The sequence below is a fragment of the Glaciecola sp. MF2-115 genome (genome assembly GCF_047250385.1).
GTDB lineage: Bacteria > Pseudomonadota > Gammaproteobacteria > Enterobacterales > Alteromonadaceae > Glaciecola.
Genome location: NZ_JBLBVM010000053.1, coordinates 1 through 23,526, shown reverse-complemented (window position 1 = coordinate 23,526; position 23,526 = coordinate 1). Strand labels below are relative to the sequence as shown.

Below are 23,526 nucleotides of genomic sequence, written 5' to 3'. Positions count from 1 at the left end.
GCATGGATAGCTTGATTAGCTTTGTCACAAGCCCCGCTATACTGCCGTGGTTCATTCTTTGTGCTGTCGTAATTTTTGAACGCTTTTGGTTCTTGCCTACCCGCTTAGACCCAATGACATTCGTGCGCTTACTCGCCCTTAGAATGGCTGAAAGAGTTTGCCCAAAGCCATTCGTAAAAACAAAGTCAGCGTCGCAAAAAACGCCTAAGTCGCAGTTTTGGATTTCAGGTGCGCTAGCAGCGTTTATGATTATTGTTCCAAACCTCATTATTTTGCTTATCTTTCGTGAGTTTGTGTATTACCCAGAGTTGTTTGATGCTGTCATTCTCTATTTGTGCATCCAATTTTCATCGAATATTCAGCGCTTTCAGCATATTAGGCGTGCGCTTATTGCTGGAAAGAAGAAACTTGCGCGGAATCTTTTAGCACCGATGGTCTTGCGAGAAACAGCCATATTATCTGACGTTGGCGTAAGCAAAGCGGCAATTGAATCCGTGATTTTACGTTTTCACTATCAAGCTCTTATTTGCTTTTTCCTATTTATAGTTTTTGGACCCATAACAACATTAGCTTATCGCCTGTGCTACGAACTACATATTGTTTGGAACACAAAAATTGAGACGTATAGCGAGTTTGGTAAGCCGATGGCGAAACTTGTGATGTTGTTTCAATGGTTACCTATACGGCTGAATGCCCTGCTTACAGTTGTTATCAGCAGAGGACTTAAGATCTTTGCTTATGTCCGGCGATATCGGCCAGCGACGAGTTGGAATGAAGGACATGGAGCTATCATTCTGAGAGCAAGTCACTTCGCCCTAGATACAAATTTAAGTGGCGCTGTGTTTTACAACAAGATAAAAGTTCGCCGAACTAAATACATTGGGCAAGGCGAACCCACCGCACTATTTATGCCCAACGCCTTGGCTGTAATTAACCGACTGCTTTTCGTTAATCTATTGCTCTTATTGCTAACTTGCCTAATAATTAATAGCCTCACGATATATTTATAAGTTCGCTCTGTAAAACAGTACCGTAAATAGAAAAATTGCTTAGACGAATAGATTAAGCATTCATCATCCAATTAACGATTGCTTCATTGAGTTTATCAACACAAATGACCATAAAAACAATACTTGCTCGTCTAAACTCCCCTATCGCTATCCTACTTATTGTGATGTTTTATGGTGCTGGCCAAAGCCACGCGCAAGCTCAAGTGGCGAATTCAGAAACGATAAGCAAAGCCACTAGTTATCGTCAAATGCGCATCGTCAGCTTGTCTCCTCATCTCACAGAAATCGTTTTCGCACTCGAAAAGCAGCAGAACTTAGTAGCAGTCAGCGATTATAGTGATTACCCATATCCACAGGGTTGTATCGATCAAACATGCTCAAGAGAACTACCATCAGTTGCGAGCTATCAAGGTGCAGATATTGCCGCAATTGTTAGGCTGAAACCCACAATAATTCTAGCTTGGGAAAGTGGCAACAAAGCGCAGGACATCGCTCGATTAGAACAGTTAGGTTTCACCGTATTTCGCTCTTCACCTAATAATATTCAAGAATTGATGAATGAAATAATAGCTGTTGGTGAACACCTGAATGCTGAAAAGCAAAGCCTAGCCCTGTACAAGGATATGAAAAAGCGAATTCAAGTTATTAGCGAGAATTATAGAGCTTCGAACATCAGTGCTATCTACTATATGAATCAGCACCCCTTGAGCGGCATGGGGAACGATGCTTGGCTTAATTCCTTGCTATCGCTTTGTAATATAAGCAATGTTTACGCACAACTTCCAAGCGCTTATGCCCAATTTTCTGTGGCTGATATTATTAGGAAGCAGCCTCAGCTCGTAATTGCTGCAACGCATCAAACAATCGAGCAAGTTTATAATTTCTGGGCTCCTCATAAACATGTCTTTTCCCCTAGAATAGAGATTGTTAACCCGGATGCTTTACACCGGTTTACACCACGTGTGTTGCCAGAACTTGAAAAATTATGTCAGAACGTGCATCGTTGAAAATAATAGCCGAGATAATAAACATCACTAGGAGCTTATATAAAATGAACAAGATCAAACAGAGCTTATGGTCATCAAGCATCACGCTTGGACTTAAGTCATTAACAAAGCCGATAGCATACGTTTGCTTAGTCTTAATATCATCATTGAGTTTTGCATCTGAGGATATAACTCAAGACGCATTGTTGAAGATGGAAGAGTCGTCTCGCTTACTTTTAGATGTTCGTACCGTTGAGGAATACGCCAGCGGCCACATCCCGACATCAATCAATGTGCCGCTTGACGAAGTAGACACAAGCTTAAAAAGTTTAATGGAGTTTAAAGATGCACCTATTGTCGTATATTGCCGCTCAGGCAGACGAGCGGGTAAAGCAATCAGCATTTTAGAAGAAAATGGCTTTACTAATGTAATGCATCTTGAGGGCGATATGAGCGCTTGGGAAGCTGCGAATAGACCGACTAATCAGGCACCCACTAAGAACTGAGTGCCTGTTCTCAAAGCTGTTAACTAGACGAGTGAAATTCGCGCAAATTTACGTTTGCCTACCTGGTAAACGTTTTCGCCTTTAGCTTGGACAATAAATCGAGTGTCCGTTACTTTTTCACCGTCTATTTTTACCGCACCTTGTTTTATCATGCGCATCGCGTCTGAGGTTGAAGCAACTAAATCGGCTTGCTTCAACAAATTACCAATAGCGATACCTTCGTCACCTAAAGCAATTTCAAGTTCAGGCATTTCATCCGGTATCGCATTCTTTTGAAAGCGTTGAATGAAGTCTTGTAACGCAGCTTCAGCATCAGCTTCAGAGTGAAAACGTGCAATCAGCTCCTGCGCTAAAGCAATTTTAATATCACGCGGATTCTTACCGTTTTGCACGTCTTGATTTAACTGTTCTATTTCTTCAATTGGTTTAAAGCTAAGCAGTTCATAGTAACGCCACATAAGCTCGTCAGAAATTGACATCACTTTACCAAACATCTCTGTAGGTGAGTCCGTAATACCGATGTAATTGTTTAATGACTTAGACATTTTTTGAACGCCGTCTAAGCCTTCTAACAATGGCATCATTAGAACCGTTTGCTGCTTCTGACCTTGGCCTTTCTGTAACTCGCGCCCCATCAATAAGTTAAAGCGTTGGTCCGTACCACCTAGTTCAACATCAGACTCTAAAGCTACTGAGTCCCAACCTTGCACTAATGGGTAAAGGAATTCATGAATAGCGATTGCTTGGCCGTTAGCATAACGCTTTTTAAAATCATCTCGTTCTAACATTCTGGCCACAGTTTGACTTGCAGCAAGTTTGATCATGCCGTCAGCACCCATTTTGTCGAACCATTCAGAATTGAATCGTATGGTAGTCTTGGCTGGGTCTAGGATTTTAAACACTTGTTCTTGATAAGTTTTAGCATTTTCAAGAACTTGCTCTTTAGTAAGCGGCTTACGTGTTACATTTTTGCCGGTTGGATCACCAATTAAGCCAGTGAAGTCTCCAATCAAGAAAATAACTTCGTGGCCGAGTTGTTGAAAAGTACGAAGCTTATTTATTAAAACGGTATGACCCAAGTGCAGGTCGGGCGCAGTTGGATCGAAGCCAGCTTTAATTTTTAGCGGCTTACCGGTTTTTAACCTTTCAATAAGCTCTTCTTCAATTAAAATCTCATCCGATCCGCGTTTTATCTCTGCGAATGCTGTTTGCCAATCTGCCATTACTTATTCCTGTAGTATATTTGGTATAAAGCAAGTCGCGTTTTAACTTACTCAATTTATTAGATTTTAGATGAAGTATTGAATTAGCGTGAGAAATATTCAAAGGATTTCGGCTTTTACAAAGGTTATTTTGAACCTTTACGCTGGATTCGAGACTAAAATCATTATATTCTGATGTTTTGATTTAAGAGCATTTTACGGTCGTATGATTACGAATACAATAAAACAACTACCAAAACCACATCGTTGGACCCTTGCGGGTGTCGCGTTTGTTTTGGTGTCTTTGGTTTTATTCCCTTTTGACTCGGTAAAAGCTTCAAAGAATCTTGAAGTCAAACAACTACTTCCGGGCGTTAAGTACGAATTGCAACTTCCTTCGTTGTCCTATGAACAAGTCGATGCAGAGCTAGAAGATGATATCGATAACTGGCAAACCTATGAAGTGAAAAGTGGCGATACATTGGCCAAAATATTCTCTCAAGCAGGCTTGTCTGCGCGAGATACATACAATGTTAGCAGTGCCGGTGAGCTGGCAAAAAATTTAATCAATATAAAACCTGGCGATATTTTGTATTTGCATGTCGATGATGCAAATCGATTTGTTTCACTTCGTTATCCACTTTCAAAAACTGAAACGCTCTCAATTGCCCAAAACTCGGATGGTAAACTTCATAGTGATGTATCGGTCAAACAAGTAGAAAGCGTCCAAAGCTTTGCACAAGGTGAAATTAGAAGCAGCTTCTGGAATGCGGGTACAGAAGCCGGTTTAACCGACAACCAAATTATGCGTCTAGCGGGTATTTTTGGTTGGGACATCGATTTCGCTCAAGAAATACGCCAAGGTGATACCTTCAACGTTATCTTTGAAAAACAATACATCGACGGTGAGTTTATCGGTTTCGGGGACATCGTAGCAGCAGAATTCAAGAACCAAGGTGAAGTTTTTCAAGCGGTAAAGTATGACGATGGAAACTTTTACACGCCAGACGGTAAAAGCATGCGTAAGAGCTTTTTGCGAGCGCCAGTGTCATTCAAATACATTAGCTCTAGCTTTAAGAAAAGACGCTTCCATCCTGTTCAAAAACGTTGGAAAGCTCATAGAGGTGTCGATTATGCAGGTAAGACTGGCACCCCAGTGATGGCAGCTGGTGACGGTAAAGTCATTAGGTCGTCCTATGACAAGTACAATGGCCACCACGTTTTCATTCAACATGGCGAAAAATATACGACTAAGTACCTACATTTTACAAAGCGAGCAGTGAAAAATGGACAGACGGTAAAACAAGGCCAAACCATTGGGTACTTGGGCTCAACTGGTTTAGCTTCAGGTCCTCACTTGCATTATGAGTTCTTAGTCAATGGCGTTCACCGTAACCCCAGAACCGTAAAGCTACCGCAAGCCGATCCTATCGCCAAAGAGCATGCTGAGAAGTTTAAGTTGATTGCTCAGCAGCGCGTTGAGCAGTTGAATAACAACAAACGAATCATGTTGGCAATGAATTAATAGTGATGCGTCGAGGGGAATAAATAGTATGCTGAGCTATCGGTAGCTCAGCGAGTTTATTGCTAGGCAACCATGGCCTGAGCACGCGTCACTAAGCTTAACTTTTCTAGCGATGCAATCCATCCATATTGCTGATGCAACATGTCTTCTTCTCGTTTAAATCCACTTTGAGTTAATTTTATAGATGTTGTGGTGTCATTATCACAGGTGAACTCGATATCTACTTCAGTAATATCATTTGTATCTTCCCAACGCCATGTAAAACAAAGAGTTTCATTAAGGTTAATGGATTGGTAACTACCAACAATGGTTTGTTGAAAACCATCTGGAGATTGGAGAATAAGGCGATAATTACCACCTTCAATAAAGTTAGACATAAACTGTGACACCATCATGTTGCCTGGTGCAAACCAGCGCACTAGCACACTTGGGTCATGAAACGCAGTGTATACCTCATCAAGTCCCGCGTTGAGTGTACCGTCAATGGTGAAATCATACATATAATCTACTTCGCTTATTGTTATGAACTGTGATAAAAACAGTATCGGCATTAACGCCAATTTCTTCACCCCCAATTTCACTAAATTTGGATTTTTTGCATGCCGAACCTAGCTATCGTCTCTCGAAATTATCGTGCTTACGAAAAAGCGTTTAATGAATTACAGTCACGTAATGAGATTAATGACATAGAATTAGTTTGGGCAAATGAGCATGCAGATGGGGCCCCGCTTGATGATTTTGAATTCGTCCTCGCTAACCCAAACATTATGTCTAGATACATTAATAAATGCTCTCGTCTGCAATGGCTGCAGTCGACATGGGCTGGCATAAACACTTTAGTCACCCAAGATAAACGCGATTACGAGCTGACAGGTTTAAAACACATTTTTGGCGCTCAGATGCGCGAGTACGTATTGGCTTATGTCTTGTATTTTCAACGCAAGATTCCAGAGTTATTAGTCAATCAGCAACAACACATATGGCAGCAGCACCATATTCCTACGCTACAAGAACAAACAATGGGGATCATGGGTTTGGGCAGTATTGGGAAGGAAGTTGCGAATGCAGCAAAAGCATTTGGAATGAATGTGGCTAGCTTAACTTCATCGAGCCTGCCGAGCGAAGCTGATACACACTTCCATTTAGATAAACTACATGACTTTGCGAATAGCGCTGATGTCATTGTTAATTTGTTACCTCACACAGAACGCACTACTGGTATTTGTGATACTGCATTTTTTAAGAGTATGAAAAACAGTGCTATTTTTATAAATGCTGGGCGCGGAAATGTGATTAAAGATGATATCGATTTGGTCAACGCTTTGAACCAGCACCAACTGCGAGCCGCTGTTATCGATGTATTTAAACAAGAGCCATTACCTAAAGAACACCCTTTTTGGGGCACGCCTAATTTAATAATGAGCAATCACACTGCTGCAACTAGTCAGCATGAATTAGTGTTCAGTGTATTTAAAAGTAATTTGTTCAAAAAGCTAAAAGGGGATCCATTAGATTCACGCATTGATTTTAATTTGGGCTATTAAGAGTAATTTTAATAGCCTGACTGATTGCCCAGTAAGTAAAGCGTTCACCTATTTGGCTTGCCATTTATAGCGAATCTCCCTCGATGAGAGAATACTATAAGCATCCTTATAAATTGAGACTTAAGCAGCTTTAACGCTCATATATGAGGATCACTAATCCTTTAAAATCCTAGTCATCCCAAGGTTAAACAAACGCAACCAATAACCACTCAATTTACCTTTGTACACTTTATTAATCTCTATCACAGCGTCTTTTTTAGATTTCTTTTTATCATTTTTTGGATGAATTAAGCCATCATATTTATCTAGTATCGCCAGCAACTTAGCACCATCACAAATATCTTCATTCTTAATTCCCAGAGGATAACCACTGCCATCAATAAATTCTTGATGCTGCATGACTATTTTCCTAGCTTCATCCCAAAGGCTCAAATTTTCGAGTAAGCGGGCACTTTTGTATACGTGGGAACGTATTAGGTTTTGTTCCAATGTGGTGAGCGGAGAGTTTTTATTCACTACATCCACCGGCATAAAGGAGAGCCCAAAGTCATGCACATAACAAGCAACGGCTAACTGTGCTTGATCAATGGGAGTATCGCTTAGTTCATTAATATAGAATGCTAGTTTCGCTAATCTATCTCCTCGCCCTTCCGTGTAACCCACTCTCTTTTCAATGGGCTTCATCAGCTCCCTAAAAAATAGTAAATCTACTTGTTGCTCAGGGCTAAGATCTTTAGGGATACCACTGCGGGTTAACTTAACGGGATGTTGCGACGGTGTCTCATCGTCTTGATGTAATTTTCGTGAAGGCTCAATTAAATTGACCGCTTTTGCCAGTAAACTCTCATGTCGAGTTTGGTTCGACGCATCAATTTCAGCGATGATCTTAATAACGGCTTCATTTAATTCAGCATCGTATTCTGCATATCCATTCTTCATGCAGCTTTCAACGAACACTTTAACCTTATCCATAAGTAAAAGAACCAGATCGCTCATATTACTTGTGTATTCAATTTCGCCTTTACGAAGAAGGTCTAATAAGTCTTCAAGATGCTGAAGCAAACTGATCATTGGGACAAAGGCAACGAGGCCTAAGTCACCTTTTATGGTATGCACTGAGCGGAATAGAGCACGTTGTAAATCATTATCATTCGGCGTCAGTTCTAGCTCAATCAGCGTTTGTTCACTGGCCTCGTATAATTCATTAATTTCTTCCATTAAGTCTTGAAGAATATCGTCTTCTAATTCTTCATGCTTAAAAACCGACATATGAACCCACTTACCTAAGTCAAATAGTTGAGTATAGTATATCGGGACTGAGACAAAATTGATGCACTAATTCGACTGATTAACTATCTTCGAACTAAAATCTCCGTATAATTGTGGTCAATTCAAGCTTTTTGGAATTTTTGTGTTAGCCATAATTCGATTTATCACGTTATTAGTTTATTTTATTGGAATCAATTTCGTACTTTTTTTGATTTATCTAACTCGTCCTTTTCATAGGAACAACGTGTATCTAGCCGGTCAATTTTACTCAACTATGACACGTATCGTTGGCTTAAAAATCAAATTGCGCGTTTCTGATAAAGTCGATCCTCAAAAAAAGTATGTCTTTATCGCAAATCACCAGAACAGCTATGACATTTTGACGATATGCAAAGCTGCCTTACCAGGCGTCGTCACGGTGGGTAAGAAAAGTATCAAGTGGATCCCAATTTTTGGTGTCATTTATTGGTTATCTGCGAACATCATGATTGATCGAAAAGACACCGGGAAGGCCAGAAATACGCTCGATGACACTTTAGATAAAATGAAAGAGAAAAACCTGAGTATTTGGTTTTTCCCTGAAGGAACACGCAGTTATGGTCGTGGCTTACTAAAATTCAAAACAGGTGCATTTCGATTGGCAAAAGCAGCCCAGTCAGAGATTGTGCCAGTTTGTGCAAGTGAAATGCATAACAAAGTTAAGTTAAACCGTTGGAATAACGGTACGGTTATAATTGAAGTGATGGACCCTGTCGAACTGCCAGAGGACTTAAGTGCGCAACAGCAAGCCGCGCATTTCCACGCAATTATGGCTGGTAAGATCTATCAGTTAAATGAAGAAGCTGAAGCACTAGACAAAGCATAAGGTCGCTTGACCAATACAACATCAAAGAGGTTAATATGAGTCAGCATGATGCGGCAGAATGGTACGAATTTAACGAAGAAACAATAGAAGCGCTTACCGAGGATGGCAGTGACGTTAGCTTACCACATACCATCGAACATCACTTCGCAAGCAGCGATTTTGATGCCTTGGAGAAGGCAGCAGTTGATGTTTTTAAAGCTGGCTTTGAAGTTAGTGATGCCGAAGAGATGGTACTTGACGATGGCGGAACCGTTTTTTGTTTTGATGCATCTGTAGAGAAAAAATTAGATGTTAAAGCATTCAATGCAGATACAGATAAGCTTTTAGCTATCGCTGACAAACACAAAGTCTACTATGATGGTTGGGGCACATACTTTATTGGTGAAGGCGCTATTGAAAGAGAAGAAATAGGCGAAGATGGTTTTGAATTCGACGATGAGGATTATTGATTAAGACCTCAAGTGAAAGAATGCAATCAATGCGGAAAGTGCTGCATAAAGTACGGCGATGGAGCACTTAGCGCAACAAAAGAAGAAATTGATTTATGGGAATTATTTAACCCTGAAATATTCAAGTATGTAAAAGATAATGAAATTTGGTTTGACCCTGATACAGGTATTCAACTCACTCGCTGTCCCTTTCTGGACGTTGAGACTCCCAAACATGCTGCTGCCAAAACAAAATATACCTGCAGTATCTATTTAGACCGCCCCGAAGATTGCCGTCATTATCCGAGTCTCATTTCAGAAATGATTCGAGATGAGTGTGAAATGATTGAAATAAGTGATTTAAACAACGTCGATAAAGCACAAACGACGCTCAATATATTGATGAAAGATAGCCGTTCTTAGTTTTATAAATTATCCAATTTAGTCAGCTAACGTTCAGTTTCATTTCAGATACGGTTCAGGTTTCAAATCGCATAATGTGTCTTAAGAATTAAACTTAAGGTGACATATTATGAAAACATCTAACAACAAATTACATTCGGCCAATTTCATCGCTACTAGCACACTTGCCACTATTGTTGCATTGGGCCTGTTTTCGACATCGACATTTGCCCAAGATGAACTACCTCAAAACAACAAAGCAATTGAAGAGCGCGTTGTTAAAGGCACTGAATACCAGCCGAACGTTGTGAAAGAAGATGGTTCTCACTTTAAAGTAAAAAAACAATTGAAAGATGGCAAACCATTAGAGGAAAAGAGTAAGCAAGTTGCACCGTTGAAAACTTCCGAAAAAGGGCCACTATCGAGAGAGTCAGCTCGCTATCATGATGATCCTGACTTTTGGATTTATGATAGCTACGTAAGCCTAAGCTCTGACCTAGATTATGACGGCTACTATTCTTCGTTCAAGCTTGAATTTGACGTAGATACCATTTACCAAACAGCACCTATATATGCGGTCATTTACACTTCAACTACCGACGTCTTTACGCCATTTTATACAACCAATATTTATAATATTCATGGCGATAACACAAACGATTCAATCATTGTTGAAAATGACTTGGTAACTGGCTTCCCGAGTAACGACTATGAAATTATGATCGTGATTTATGATGCTGATACTGATGAAATTGTGGCAGTTGCAGACGGCACAGATGATGCAGATTTAGCCTATCTCAGTCTTGAAAGCGAAAACTACGAATATATTGAGCCTGCTGAAGTTGTGGTAGTTGAACACGGCGGTGCCTTAGGTGGATTATTAATATTAGGATTAGGGTTTGTTATGTTTCGACGCTTTGACTCGTAAGCATTAAAGAGTATGACGAGTCCAGAAAAAGGACCCGATTCCTCAGCATACTGGAAACGAGGCCTTTCAAGTTATATCTTAGAGCGCCCTACATTGGGCGCACTTTGTTTTAAGCCACTTTTTCTTAAAACCACGTGATTATTAAGTCATTAATTTATAGATACTTTATTTATAAAAAAGATTACTTTTTAGCGACGAAATATTAATGAAGAAGCAGTTTATGCTATCTATTTTTTTGCTAAGAACTACTGTGAAATATGATGAGACGCCAACATAAAAGCATACTCTTCAGCATAATCTCGCAGGCGGCCATATCTCCCGCTATTCGAAAAGTGACCAGCACTCATATTAATGCGCATCACTAATAAATTATCATCGCTTTTCAAATCACGCATTTTTGCAGTCCACTTCGCTGGCTCCCAATAGGTCACACGAGGATCATTTAAACCACCCGTAACAAGCATTGGCGGATATTCACGCTGCGTAATGTTGTCATAAGGGGAGTAAGCTTGAATATAATCAAACACAGTTGATTCAGCTATTGGATTGCCCCACTCACTCCACTCTGGCGGTGTAAGCGGTAAGCTCGCATCTAACATAGTATTTAATACATCTACAAAGGGGACGCCTAGTGTGACTGAACACCATAATTCAGGTGCTTGAATAGTTGCTGCACCCATAAGCTCCCCTCCAGCGCTGCGACCTGAAATGCTGATATTACCTGGTGCGACATAGGCTTGAGAAACTAAATGACGTGCCACATCAACAAAGTCGTTAAAGGTATTCATGCGTTTATCAAGCTTGCCGTCCAAATACCACTGGTGGCCCAACATGTCGCTACCTCTAACATGGGCAATCGCATAACAAAAGCCACGGTCCAGAAGGCTTAGCCGCATTGTCGAGAAACTTGGCCTGACTGTGCTCCCATATGCGCCATAAGCGTAAAGGTGCATTGGGTGACTAGCGTTTTTCTTAAAGCCTTTCTTGCACACAAGCGTAACTGGCACAGACACACCATCTCTTGTTGGCGCCATGATACGCTCGCTGATATATTCTGACTTATCGTAGCCCGATGGTATTTCTTGGACCTTTCTGGTGTTCAACTCTTTACTAACAACATTGTAGTCAAATACCGTGCTAGGCGTGATCATCGAATTATAGTTGATGCGGACACAGTCTTGTTTGAATTCAGGATTGTTTCCGATTGATAAGGAGCAAACCGTTTCTGGAAACTCAACATCATGTTGATTGCCGTTATAATCAAAGATTGAAAATCGTTCCAATCCATTCTCTCTTGATACAAGGACCATAAACTCACTGAAGGTCTGCATCTCCATGAGGTAATTTCTATCGGAGCCTTCTAGCACCGTTTCCCATAAATCATAACTTGGATGTTTATCTTGCACTTTTGCTAAACGAAAATTGGAGTGTGAATCATTCGCTAAGATATAAAAATAGCCATTAGCATGGTCGACACTGTTGATAAATTTCTGTTCTCTAGAGACTAGTTTTTTAGGTGCAACACTTAGGTCTGAGACCGGAACAACATAAGTTTCCGTTATTTCACTTTGTCCGCTACTAATCACCAAGTATTCTTTGCTGCTACTCACGCCAAAACCGAGGAAGTAGCCTTCATCATTCTCGGTATAGATAACTTTATCAGTGCTTTGCTTCGTTCCTAGTCGGTGAACGTTAATACTTTCGGTATACCAACGATCGCTTGCTAATGCGCCATAAACCAGTGATTGGCTGTCCGCACTAAACACTAACTCACCATTAGTGTCGCTTAGTTCTTCTGTCAGTAACTCGCCGCTCTTGATGTCTTTTACTACAATCTTGTATCTCTCATCACCATTGGTATTGTATGAATAAGCAATATATTGATTGTTTGGGCTTACTTGCCAATCATCTAAAAGAAAATAATCAAAAGACTCGGCTAAGTCCGTTTCACTTAGAAGTACCTCATGCGCTTGCGTACTATCTAGCTTACGACGGCTATGAGTTTGATATTCTTCACCGGGCTTGTAAAACGATTTATATTCATAGCCATTTTCAACCCAGGGCACAGAAGTATCAGTGTCATTTGTACGCCCTTTAAACTCTTCAAACAAAGTGTCGACTAGCGTTTTTTGTGGTGATAAAAAAGCGTCAAAGTAAGCATTCTCTTCGTTCAAATAATCAATGATTGCTTTCTCTTTTACTTCAGGAAAACTCGGATCACGTAGCCAATGAAAGTGATCACTAATAGTTTTGCCGTGGTGTTGAGCGCTGAAAGGAATTTTATTTGCTTTAGGGGCGGGAATACTGAGTTGTTTCAATCTTTTATTTTCTGGCATTAGAGACTCTTATAGGAGCTGAGTCAGCTAAGATAGCCATGGTCTTTCATGGCTATCTTAGATTTGTCAGGCGGATAACAAAAACTGAAGCCTATATCGCTTCAATTTCTGCTTTTTGGGCTTGGATTTTGCTCAATTGCATTTCCATATCCGCAAGTTTTGCACGCTCTTTATCGATGACCGCTGCCGGTGCTTTACTCACAAAACTCTCATTGCTGAGTTTACCTTTTGTGCGTTGGGCATCTTTCTCGATTTTATCTGCTGCTTTATTCAATCGTGCAAGCTCTGCTTCTTTGTCGATCAAACCTGCCATTGGAATGAGAATTTCCATCTCACCTACCATTGCAGTTGCAGATGCCGGTGCCTTCTCTCCCTGCGCCAGATGCGTAACAGACTCAAGTTTAGCTAACTTAGCAAGATAGCTGCCGCTGTTGTCTAACCTGGTTTGATCGCTGTTGCTGACGTTTTTAAGCAACACTGGTAGAGGCTTCGATGGTGGTATATCCATTTCGCCACGGATATTCCTAATACCAACGATGAATGACTTCACCCACTCAATATCATCAATAGCAGCTTGATCGTGCTTGCTTTCGTCAAACTCAGGGAAGGCATCAACCATGATACTTTCCGCTGTTGTCTTGTTGCTCGACAATGGCTGGATTTTCAGCCAAATCTCTTCCGTTATATATGGCATGAAAGGATGCAACAAACGCATCATATGCTCTAGGACATTGATCAAGGTGTTGCGAGTACCACGTTTTTCAGCTTCAGTACTATGTTCAGAGTTTAAAACAGGTTTAGATAACTCTAAGTACCAGTCGCAGAATTGATTCCACGTAAACTCATACAAGTGCTGAGCTGCAATATCAAAACGATATTGCTCAATGGCCGTTTCGTAAGCTTTCAATGTTTCTTGGAATTGTGACCAAATCCAACGATCAAATACACTTAATGACATCTCGCCGCCATCGCGGCCAGTATCGAACTCTTCGGTATTCATTAAGACGAATCGTGTCGCATTCCAAATTTTGTTGCAGAAGTTGCGGTAGCCTTCAACTCGGCCCATATCAAAATTGATATCACGGCTGGTCGACGCCATTGCAGCAAACGTAAAGCGAAGAGCATCGGTTCCATAAGCATTTATGCCATCAGGGAATTGCTTCTGAGTCGCCTTGCCTATTTTGGCTGCCATTTTCGGCTGCATCATGCCCGACGTACGTTTTTCCATTAATGTATCTAAATCGATTCCGTCAATAAGGTCGATTGGATCCAATACATTACCTTTAGATTTAGACATCTTATCGCCGTTTTCATCACGAATAAGGCCGGTGATATAAATATCTTTGAACGGGACTTTGCCAGTGAACTTTTTCGTCATCATAATCATTCTGGCTACCCAGAAGAAAATAATGTCAAAACCAGTGACTAGTACTGAACTAGGCACGAAGGTTTCTAGTTCTGGCGTCTCTTTTGGCCAGCCCATCGTTGCGAACGGCCATAGTGCAGAAGAGAACCACGTGTCGAGTACGTCATCGTCCTGCTTTAATTTTACTGAATCAGGGATATTGTTCTTTTCTCTAATTTCAGCTTCATTGCGACCAACAAAAATATTGCCTTCTTCGTCAAACCAAGCTGGAATACGATGTCCCCACCATAACTGGCGAGAGATGCACCAATCTTGAATGTTGTGCATCCATTGATAGTAGGTCTTGTTCCAGTTCTCAGGTACGAAACGGATCTCACCACTTTCAACAGCTTCAATGGCTGGTTTTGCAAGTGATTCAACGGCTACATACCATTGATTCGTTAGGTATGGTTCAATCACCACGCCTGTTCTATCGCCTCTTGGTACTTTCAGTTTGTGTTCTTCAACCTTAATCAAAACACCCGTCTCTTGCAGATCGGCGACAATAGACGTGCGCGCATCGAATCGATCCATGCCTTGATACTTAGCAGGAGCTTCGTCGTTAATTTTTGCTTCGTCTGTTAAGATATTGATGATTTCAAGATTATGACGTTTTCCCATGTCGTAATCGTTAAAGTCATGCCCTGGCGTGATTTTCACACAGCCGGTACCGAACTCTTGATCAACATAGTCGTCAGCAATGATTGGGATTTCTCTTCCCGTTAATGGAAGCGTAATCGTTTTCCCCACAAAACCAGCATATCGCTCGTCATCAGGGTGAACCGCAACAGCCGTATCACCTAACATGGTTTCAGGACGTGTTGTTGCGACAACTAAATGACCAGAACCATCTGTTAATGGATACTTCATATGCCACATATGGCCGTTTTCTTCTTCACTCACTACTTCTAAATCGGACACCGCGGTTAATAGAACGGGATCCCAGTTTACGAGGCGTTTACCTCGGTAAATCAAACCTTCTTCATGCAGCTTAATGAAAACTTCTTGAACGGCGTCGGATAGATTATCGTCCATCGTGAAAACTTCACGTTCCCAATCGGGTGATGTACCTAAACGGCGCATTTGCTGAGTAATCGTACCGCCGGATTCTTCTTTCCATTCCCAGATTTTTTTAACAAAATCCTCGCGCCCAAGATCGTGACGAGTTTGGCCTTCAGCGTTTAGTTTACGTTCGACTACCATCTGCGTCGCAATACCTGCGTGATCGGTACCACATTGCCATAGTGTATTGTTGCCTTTCATTCGCTTGTAACGGATCAAAGAATCCATGATCGTATGCTGAAAAGCGTGACCCATGTGCAAGCTGCCGGTTACATTGGGTGGCGGTAACAAAATACAATAAGGCTCGCCTTCACCAGATGCTTTAAAATAACCTTGCTGCTCCCACTTTGCGTAACAGTCTTTTTCAATATTGTGGGGGTCGAATGTCTTATCCATTAATTACTCTCATTTATTTGATTAACGGGTGTAAACTGCGCTTTTTCAAACTGCATGGTACATCCAGCTAACTTATACTGCTTGTATCGATCTCGTGCTTGTTGTTTTTCTGTTTCTTCAACTGGCACAAAGTCAATTATATGTTGATATTGGCGATGATTATCTATCATGCTTTGCGATAGATTAATCATAGTATGGCGGCTGTTTAAAGTCTGACCTAGCCACGTAATCTCTGCTGGCGTGCCTTGCTTCGGACCTTCGCCAATAAGGTTATGTGGAATAAAACTGTCTACCGGATGTTGCCATACGAATTCATCGACCGCTTCTGCTTGTTGTTTGTCAGTGCAAAGTACCGCTGCCCACTTTCGCTTTTTGACAGTTTGTAATAGCAAATGCGAGCAGGCATTTAACATGTCCTGCTCGGCATCTTGACTGCTTTCGTCGAGTTGATAAAAAGTTACAATTGGCATTACTTCTCACATCCAACTTTAAAAAATTGATTTAGACTCAAATCAAGCAATAGCGGCTTATCGTTTAATAAGTGATTCATTAATCTTCGCTTACCAAACCTGCTTTGTTGAATAAGTACTGCGACAACATTGGTACAGGTCTTCCCGTCGCACCTTTGCGAGCACCACCAACCCAGGCCGTGCCAGCAATATCTAAGTGGGCCCAGTTATACTTTTTAGTGAACCGAGACAAGAAACAACCCGCCGTAATTGTGCCAGCAGCTCTGCCACCGACATTGGCCATATCTGCAAATGGGCTTTCAATTAGTTCTTGATACTCATCCCAAAGCGGCAAACGCCAAGCTTTATCAGAAGATTGCTCTGATGCATTGATTAACTCGTGAGATAGAGGGTTATGACTACTTAATACTGCCGTTGCATGCGGACCTAAAGCAACAACACAGGCTCCCGTTAAGGTAGCTATATCGATTACCGCTTCAGGCTCATAACGCTCGACATAAGTAAGAGCATCACATAATACCAAGCGACCTTCCGCATCTGTATTAAGTACTTCAACCGTTTGGCCTGACATAGTTGTAAGTATGTCGCCTGGACGATAAGCATTGGCATCCGGCATATTCTCACAACCGGCAATCACGCCAATGACATTAATCGGTAGATTCAATTTAGCGACGGTATGCATCACACCTAACACTGAGCTTGCACCGCACATGTCATATTTCATTTCGTCCATGTTAGCGCTTGGCTTAATTGAAATACCGCCAGAGTCAAAGGTTAAGCCTTTACCGACTAAAACCACCGGTGCTTGTGAATCATCTGCTCCCTTATGATGAATAATGCTCATAATGGATTCATTCACTGAGCCTCGACCCACCGCTAAATAACTGTCCATCTTCAGTTCAGTCATTTCTTTTTCACCAACGGTTTCAAGCGTTAATGATTCATATTCTTCAACCAACAATACTGCTTGTTCATTCAAATACTTAGGGTTACAAATATTTGGTGGCATATTACTTACGTCTTTCGCTACTAACACACCCTTGCTGACGGCTGAACCATGCTCTATTGCACGCTCACCTGAAGTGAGTTCTTTGCGTGTTGGTACGTTGAAAACCATTTTACGCAATGGGCGACGTGGCTCGCCTTTTTTAGTTTTTAACTGCAAAAACGTATATAGCGAGTCATTCGCCGCTTCAACTGCTTGGCGAACCTTCCAATAAGTATCGCGCCCTTTCACATGTAATTCAGTTAAAAAGCAGACGGCTTCCATTGAACCCGTTTCGTTTAGGGTTTGAATGGTTTTAGCTATAATCTGTTTATATTGTCTTTCATTCAGCTCACGCTCTTTGCCGCAGCCGACTAAAAGAATGCGCTCGCTTAGCACGTTTGGTACATGATGCAGTAGCAACATTTGTCCGGCTTTACCTTCAAGATCACCGCGACGAAGCAAATTACTAATATAACCTTCGCTAATTTGGTCAAGCTGTTCAGCAACATGAGTTAGGCGACGAGGTTCAAATACGCCAACCACAATGCAAGCACTGCGTTGCTTTTCTGGACTACCGCTTTTGACGCTAAATTCCATGATATATCCTCAATGATTATGCTTAGTTTCTCTGCTTAAAACCGAGATTGTGTTGTTTTTCAGGTTCATGCGAATAAAAATCTATTAATCTGTGTTAGCAAAAGAACTCTTTATGCTAAACTTACAGCCGATTTATATATGTTGTGTGCATGAAAACAGTAAGAAACACTAAGTTTACTGAAATATCTGCACCTTTCCACTAAAACCTATGTTTTCATCAGTAACTAAATGCTAATTTTTCGATATTTATTGCGCGAAACATTCAAATCACAAATTGCTGTATTTTTAATACTCATGGCAATTTTCATTACACTTAAATTCGCAAGAGTTTTGGGTGATGCTTCTGATGGTGACGTTCCTGCAGATTTAGTCCTTGGTTTTCTTACACTTTATAGCCCAATTCTGGCGTCACTGGTACTGCCCATAAGCCTATTTTTAGGTGTCATGCTTGCTCACGGCCGGCTTTATGTCGACAGTGAAATGACCGTACTCAAAGCCTGCGGAGTAAGTGAATGGTATGTCACTCGTGTAACACTTCTTTTTGCGGTTTTAGTTGCAATTGTAACCGCCGTCGTCACCCTTTACTTAGCCCCTGCTGCTGCCGAGAAGGAATATCAATTACAAGAACAAGCCGCGGCAAAATCTGGACTTGCTTCTGTTATGCCGGGTCGCTTCCAACAAACGGGAGATAACAATGCCGTTATCTTCATTCACGACGTCGATACAGACAACAATCGCTTCCAGAAAGTGTTCTTATCTCAGCGCAGCCAATTTGATGAAAAAATGCACCTTATTTATTCTAAAACTGGCACCATCGAGAGAAGTGAATTAGGTGATCAGCAACTGGTTTTGTTTGATGGTAATCAGTACGAAGGGTCAAGCACCGAGCAAGCTTTTCAGATAATCAATTTTGATGAATATCGAGTGACTATTGCGCCGAAAGACCAAGAGGAAAGACGTCGCAAGCTCATAGCACTGCCTACTTCAGAATTAATGAAGCTCGACAATATTGAAGCGATAGCTGAATTACAATGGCGTATCGCTATCCCATTGTCATTACCATTCTTAGTATTAATTGCCGTGCCATTAAGTGCAGTCGATCCTAGACAAGGTCGATTTGGCAAAATGTTTCCAGCACTGCTTCTTTACCTCGGCTATTTCCTTTTACTTTTGGCAAGTCGCCGAGTACTTGAAGATGGCAAGCTGCCCCCTGCTTTGGGTTTATGGTGGGTGCATATTGTAATGTTATTGGTCGGCTTCGGCTTAATCGTCAGAGACCGAAAAACCGGCGTTGTTTTACGTCAAATATTTTTAAGGAGAAAAGATGCTCCGTCTCCTTGATCTTTATATCGCTAGAACCCTTTTAGGTACCGTTACTGTTACACTTTCTGTACTAGTGGGCTTGAGTGCACTAATCAAATTCGTAGAGCAATTGCGTCGCGTAGGACAAGGTGACTACGACATGACCCTAGCTGCACTCTACGTCTTATTAAGTTTGCCACGAGATATTGAGCAGTTTTTACCAATGGCTACCTTACTTGGTGGACTGATTGGCATGGGCTTGTTAGCACAAAACAGTGAATTAGTTGTGATGCAAGCGTCTGGCTTGAGTCGCTGGAATATCATCAATTCAGCCATGAAATCGCTCGTCATTCTCATTATCGCCGTCATGATGTTAGGCGAGTGGGTAACGCCTCAGAGTGAAGCCAAAGCAAAAGAAATAAGAACACAAGCATTGTCGGGAGGTAGTCTGATTTTATCAGACGAATTGTTTTGGGCCAAAGACGGCAATGATTTCGTTAGTATTGGGGAAGTTTTAACAAAAGACACTCTAAGAGATATTACCGTATACCAATTCGGGCCCGATCTTGAATTAACCAATGTACTGTCTGCTGATGCCGCACTTTTCAAAAACGAAACGTGGGAACTGAAAAACGTCAATCTGCTTTCGTTTTCCCCCACAAAGATAGACAAATCACAAGCACCAAGCTTGTCGTGGAATAGCACTTTAACACCGGATAAATTAGGGATCGTTGCAATAAAGCCGGAGGCGCTTTCCATTCAAGGCTTGATTGGCTACGTAAAATATCTCAACAATAGTGACCAAGATTCTGCACGCTATGAACTTGCATTCTGGCGTAAAATAACACAGCCGATATCAGTAGCAGTCATGTTATTGATGGCCTTGTCGTTTATATTTGGGCCTTTACGCAGCGTGACAATGGGTGCAAGGACGATAATGGGCGTTATGGTTGGTTTTGCCTTCTTCATAGCGAACCAAGTATTTGGGCAAGTCAGTTTAGTATTCCAACTGCCCGCATATATTGGCGCATTGCTTCCAAGTGTCGTTTTTGCAGGTGTAGCAATGTTGTTACTAAAACGTCAGTAGGCGCTCGTTTAGCTTAAGTTATGCTTACTACCAACTCTTGTGATCGTTCGCTTCTTTCGATAGATATAAGACTTCAGTTTGTGCAATTCTATCTTGTAGTGACTGTTTGTTCTTAAAATCGAGCAATACGAGCAACGTCCCTAAGCCTCCCAGTGCCGTTACTAATCTTAAAACCAGCCTTCCATAACTGATATTTTTTTCATCTTTTAAGTTATAAATCTTTAGGCGCCAAGCTCGCATACCCAGAGTTTGCCCACCGTGTTTCCAAAACCACAAGAAAAAGCCAGCAACCCAAAAGATAACCCAAGCATTAGCGATCATTTTGAGCGATTCGGAGGATTGAAAATAATCCATATAATTCTCGAACCCACGATTATCAATCGTTTGCGTTTGAAACAAAATAAGTGCGAAGACTTGAAATATGAGCCCTGTTAACATACCGACGGCAGTGGCAACCAAAGCATCGTAAACCATAGAAGCCAATCGCCTAAGGAAACCCGCGCGCTGGAACTCTTTGTTTTTTGCTGTTTGTTCAGAATAACTTTCTGAAGTAGTTTTATTTTTTGCCAACGTTTACAGCCTCTGCATCCGTACTAGGAAAATTTAATTACGCATGTTATCACTGATTAGACTACCAGCAACATCGACAAACAAACATTTATTCTTAAATTAGACTATCTTTTGTTCATAAGCGTAAAATAACACTTGATACATGATCTTAGATAGATATAATGCTCATCCATTCGACGGAAGTCGTTTGGCACTCTGTGCCAGAGTGGCGAAATTGGTAGACGCAGCGGATTCAAAATCCGCCGGTAGTAATACTGTGCCGGTTCAAGTCCGGCCTCTGGTACCATCTCTTTTTAGAGACTAAAAGCCTATTGAATTTCAATAGGTTTTTTTGTTTCTAGTCACTACAAACTGTACCTAACAGTATATGCAAACACACAGAGTACTAACACTCCAATGCCAAGCTGTGTATATTAGATCTATATTTTCCAGTTAGTTAAAATCATTGAAGCATGACCCCCTATATACTTATTCTAATCATTTTTGCATTCTTCGCTTTGAAAGAGGCGCGCTATAGCGGGCTATTCAAGAAAGAAACTGAAGTTAAAGCTGACGCATGGGTTGAGCTAGCAAGTACTCTAGTTTTGTTTGCTTTCACGCAACCACTAATCTTATTTAGTGCTGGTTATCTTATGCTCCTTGGGTTTCCAGAATATGAGGGGATTTTAGCCGATAGCTCCATTTTCTTACATATCGCTTTGTTACTTGTCTTTGACGACATGACTCAGTATTGGTGGCACAGAGCTTCACACTCAAGGATTTGGTTGTACAAACTTCATCGAGCTCATCATAATGGCAAGTATATGAGCGTTCGAATTATCTATCGTAATAATTTTTTCTACTACTTAATGATGCCCTCTCTATGGCTCTCAGGTGTACTAATTTATCTAGGACTAGGCTGGACTTACGCAGCTTATCTAGTAGTAAAACTGGCTGTGATTACGGGTGCACATTCCGACTGGAAGTGGGATCAGGCACTATATGTAAATAGGTATACACGCAAACTCATGTGGCTTGTAGAGCGAGTAATATCGACCCCCTCTACGCACAGTTGTCATCATGGCTATGACCCTGAGGATGGCATTACTAGCTATAAAGGAAATTATGGCAACTTATTGTTCTTTTGGGATGTATTGTTTGGGACAGCTAAGATAAATCGTAAGTATCCGTCTCGCTATGGTGTAAAAGGAATGAGAAAAGCTGGGTGGGGCGAACAGTTTTTGTGGCCTCTTATCCCGACGCCTAAAAAAGTAAGTATTGTTGAGGAATCACCCAATGAACATGCTACTAATGATAACTCAAAGACTAATGTAAAATAACATACTGCCGCTTTACTTATTTTTAAAAGCTTTTGTAAATAGAACAGAGAGTTAATCTTTTTATGAATAAACTCTCTTTATGACTTGTCTACTGAATCTCAATATCTAAATGATAGCCCGAATATTTTCGCAAATTAATGACCCTATCACCATCTAATAAAAGGTATTGCCCTTTAATGCCTTGAAGTTTCCCTTCAAATCCTAATTCTTTGTCGAGGTTAATCGATTTAATTTTCGTCGGATAACTTTCTACTGGATAAGCAATATCTATTATGTCTGACTCAATTGATGACATCGACTGTAGGCCATATTCATTCTGAAGAGCATTAAGCTCGGTAGCAGCATTTTTTAATAGTGTTTCTTTTAACGCGATTAAATCGATAGGTTCAGCCTCACCTTGTAACATCTTCCGCCAATTCGTTTTGTCTGCGATTTGAGCTTTCAAAGCTGTTTCAACTAGACCGCTCATAAGCCTATTGTGGACTCTTAGTATGGGGATTGCTTGGGAAGCGCCTTGATCGATCCAACGAGAGGATACTCCGTCAGTTACGAAGCGAGTAATGCCTACCTTTGCATTACCTGTATTAGATAGATACACAAAATGAGATTGTAGGCAGTTTGCTTCACCCCATTCAGGCTCACGACATGTGCCTTGATCATAGTGACATTTTTCTGGTTTTATGATGCATGAATCACACTGTGCCAATTTTGTTAAACACGGATAACAGTAGCCCTGGCTAAAGCTCTTTTTAGTTTTTCTGCCACAATGCACACAATTAATCGTAGATTCATAATTAACAGATATATGCTTACCAATAACATCATTCATGTTTAGCTTATTATCACCAACCTTAAGTTGGTACTGAGCTAAGTTGTCGGCGTTAACATCAACAGCCATTTTTTTTATATTGCCAGAAAATATCGTCATAACACTCTTTTTAGAAACTTCAATTAGGGAATGATAATGTTTAGTTGCATCGCTTACAAATAAGAGTTTGTAAAACTGAAATAAAAGTAGATACACACCGTCATCCTCGCGAAGGCGGGGACCTCCTTGCATATCTAGTAAGCGCACAGGTGCTATGTTTACGTTTACTATGTAATGTGGGGGGTCCTCGCCTGCGCGAGGATGACGGGTGTTTTTACGAGGATGACGTTTTGTAATATTATGCCAAGTGTTCACTGTGAGAGGATGCCGGTTAGTGCACGTCCACTTTCTTACAGGCATAAAAAAACCCGTCGCTAGGACGGGTTCTTCTAATGGGAGCCTGACGGTGTGCTACTCTCACATGGGGAAACCCCACACTACCATTGCCGCTAATACGTTTC

At 41.1% G+C, this 23,526-nt stretch carries 21 protein-coding genes and 1 tRNA gene; 13 read left to right on the top strand and 9 right to left on the bottom strand.

The features are described 5' to 3' along the window. Positions 1–2: 2 nt before the first annotated feature. The 3 genes from ACKLNX_RS11080 to ACKLNX_RS11070 all read left to right on the top strand — a co-directional run bounded on the left by ACKLNX_RS11080 (position 3) and on the right by ACKLNX_RS11070 (position 2,502). On the top strand, positions 3–1,010 hold the full coding sequence (locus ACKLNX_RS11080) for a cobalamin biosynthesis protein (protein ID WP_412972411.1): 1,008 nt from the start codon (positions 3–5) through the stop codon (positions 1,008–1,010). 86 nt (positions 1,011–1,096) lie between these two features. After that, complete coding sequence (locus ACKLNX_RS11075) at positions 1,097–2,017, top strand: helical backbone metal receptor (protein ID WP_412972410.1); 921 nt, start codon at positions 1,097–1,099, stop codon at positions 2,015–2,017. A gap of 44 nt (positions 2,018–2,061) precedes the next feature. Further along, positions 2,062–2,502 carry a rhodanese-like domain-containing protein gene (locus tag ACKLNX_RS11070; RefSeq protein ID WP_411695065.1) on the top strand — a complete coding sequence of 147 codons (441 nt, stop codon included), beginning with the start codon at positions 2,062–2,064 and terminating at the stop codon, positions 2,500–2,502. 23 nt (positions 2,503–2,525) lie between these two features. Here the strand turns inward: ACKLNX_RS11070 and tyrS are convergent, their stop codons facing one another. Beyond that, entirely contained in the window at positions 2,526–3,725 is a 1,200-nt protein-coding gene (gene tyrS / locus ACKLNX_RS11065; protein ID WP_412972409.1) for a tyrosine--tRNA ligase, read from the bottom strand. 205 nt (positions 3,726–3,930) lie between these two features. Between tyrS and ACKLNX_RS11060 the strand changes: the two genes are divergently transcribed. Next, entirely contained in the window at positions 3,931–5,229 is a 1,299-nt protein-coding gene (locus tag ACKLNX_RS11060; protein WP_412972408.1) for a peptidoglycan DD-metalloendopeptidase family protein, read from the top strand. Between the two features lie 62 nt (positions 5,230–5,291). Here ACKLNX_RS11060 and ACKLNX_RS11055 read toward each other — a convergent pair whose 3' ends face one another. Then, positions 5,292–5,780, bottom strand: coding sequence for an SRPBCC family protein (locus ACKLNX_RS11055; RefSeq protein ID WP_412972407.1), 489 nt, complete (start codon positions 5,778–5,780; stop codon positions 5,292–5,294). 48 nt (positions 5,781–5,828) lie between these two features. Between ACKLNX_RS11055 and ACKLNX_RS11050 the strand changes: the two genes are divergently transcribed. Beyond that, a complete protein-coding gene (locus tag ACKLNX_RS11050; protein WP_412972406.1) occupies positions 5,829–6,773 on the top strand; it encodes a D-2-hydroxyacid dehydrogenase in 945 nt (314 codons plus the stop codon). 153 nt (positions 6,774–6,926) lie between these two features. Here ACKLNX_RS11050 and ACKLNX_RS11045 read toward each other — a convergent pair whose 3' ends face one another. Continuing rightward, positions 6,927–8,042 (bottom strand): HD domain-containing phosphohydrolase, encoded by a 1,116-nt coding sequence (locus ACKLNX_RS11045; RefSeq protein WP_412972405.1) that lies wholly within the window; start codon positions 8,040–8,042, stop codon positions 6,927–6,929. Positions 8,043–8,184: 142 nt separating this feature from the next. Here ACKLNX_RS11045 and ACKLNX_RS11040 point away from each other — a divergent pair, with 142 nt between their 5' ends. The 4 genes from ACKLNX_RS11040 (at position 8,185) to ACKLNX_RS11025 (ending at position 10,665) form a co-directional block, all read left to right on the top strand. Further along, the gene (locus tag ACKLNX_RS11040; protein WP_412972404.1) at positions 8,185–8,907 is read left to right on the top strand and encodes a 1-acylglycerol-3-phosphate O-acyltransferase; all 723 of its coding nucleotides are present in this window, start codon (positions 8,185–8,187) and stop codon (positions 8,905–8,907) included. A gap of 35 nt (positions 8,908–8,942) precedes the next feature. Further along, positions 8,943–9,356 carry a ribonuclease E inhibitor RraB gene (gene rraB, locus ACKLNX_RS11035; RefSeq protein ID WP_411695075.1) on the top strand — a complete coding sequence of 138 codons (414 nt, stop codon included), beginning with the start codon at positions 8,943–8,945 and terminating at the stop codon, positions 9,354–9,356. Between the two features lie 12 nt (positions 9,357–9,368). Beyond that, positions 9,369–9,758 carry a YkgJ family cysteine cluster protein gene (locus ACKLNX_RS11030; RefSeq protein WP_411695076.1) on the top strand — a complete coding sequence of 130 codons (390 nt, stop codon included), beginning with the start codon at positions 9,369–9,371 and terminating at the stop codon, positions 9,756–9,758. 109 nt (positions 9,759–9,867) lie between these two features. Further along, positions 9,868–10,665, top strand: coding sequence for a choice-of-anchor H family protein (locus ACKLNX_RS11025; protein ID WP_412972403.1), 798 nt, complete (start codon positions 9,868–9,870; stop codon positions 10,663–10,665). Positions 10,666–10,910: 245 nt separating this feature from the next. Here ACKLNX_RS11025 and ACKLNX_RS11020 read toward each other — a convergent pair whose 3' ends face one another. From ACKLNX_RS11020 to pepA, 4 genes are all read right to left on the bottom strand, one after another. Then, on the bottom strand, positions 10,911–13,001 hold the full coding sequence (locus ACKLNX_RS11020; RefSeq protein WP_412972402.1) for a S9 family peptidase: 2,091 nt from the start codon (positions 12,999–13,001) through the stop codon (positions 10,911–10,913). 91 nt (positions 13,002–13,092) lie between these two features. After that, positions 13,093–15,864, bottom strand: coding sequence for a valine--tRNA ligase (locus ACKLNX_RS11015; protein ID WP_412972401.1), 2,772 nt, complete (start codon positions 15,862–15,864; stop codon positions 13,093–13,095). Continuing rightward, positions 15,864–16,334, bottom strand: a complete 471-nt coding sequence (locus tag ACKLNX_RS11010; protein WP_412972400.1) for a DNA polymerase III subunit chi — start codon at positions 16,332–16,334, stop codon at positions 15,864–15,866. Before ACKLNX_RS11010 ends, ACKLNX_RS11015 begins: the two co-directional genes overlap by 1 nt. Positions 16,335–16,413: 79 nt before the next feature. Further along, a complete protein-coding gene (gene pepA, locus ACKLNX_RS11005) occupies positions 16,414–17,919 on the bottom strand; it encodes a leucyl aminopeptidase (RefSeq protein ID WP_412972399.1) in 1,506 nt (501 codons plus the stop codon). Between the two features lie 228 nt (positions 17,920–18,147). Between pepA and lptF the strand changes: the two genes are divergently transcribed. After that, a complete protein-coding gene (lptF, locus tag ACKLNX_RS11000; RefSeq protein ID WP_411695082.1) occupies positions 18,148–19,260 on the top strand; it encodes an LPS export ABC transporter permease LptF in 1,113 nt (370 codons plus the stop codon). Beyond that, a complete protein-coding gene (lptG, locus tag ACKLNX_RS10995; RefSeq protein ID WP_411695083.1) occupies positions 19,244–20,308 on the top strand; it encodes an LPS export ABC transporter permease LptG in 1,065 nt (354 codons plus the stop codon). The genes lptF and lptG overlap by 17 nt, the downstream gene beginning before the upstream one ends. A gap of 27 nt (positions 20,309–20,335) precedes the next feature. Here lptG and ACKLNX_RS10990 read toward each other — a convergent pair whose 3' ends face one another. Continuing rightward, complete coding sequence (locus tag ACKLNX_RS10990; protein ID WP_412972398.1) at positions 20,336–20,878, bottom strand: RDD family protein; 543 nt, start codon at positions 20,876–20,878, stop codon at positions 20,336–20,338. 199 nt (positions 20,879–21,077) lie between these two features. On the opposite strand from ACKLNX_RS10990, the gene ACKLNX_RS10985 reads away from it, so the two are divergent. Together ACKLNX_RS10985 and ACKLNX_RS10980 are read left to right on the top strand one after the other, a co-directional pair. Beyond that, a tRNA-Leu gene (locus ACKLNX_RS10985) sits at positions 21,078–21,164 on the top strand. Positions 21,165–21,330: 166 nt separating this feature from the next. Next, positions 21,331–22,197 (top strand): sterol desaturase family protein, encoded by an 867-nt coding sequence (locus ACKLNX_RS10980; RefSeq protein WP_412972397.1) that lies wholly within the window; start codon positions 21,331–21,333, stop codon positions 22,195–22,197. A gap of 88 nt (positions 22,198–22,285) precedes the next feature. Here the strand turns inward: ACKLNX_RS10980 and ACKLNX_RS10975 are convergent, their stop codons facing one another. Further along, on the bottom strand, positions 22,286–23,125 hold the full coding sequence (locus ACKLNX_RS10975; RefSeq protein WP_412972518.1) for a DUF2797 domain-containing protein: 840 nt from the start codon (positions 23,123–23,125) through the stop codon (positions 22,286–22,288). Positions 23,126–23,526: the final 401 nt, after the last annotated feature.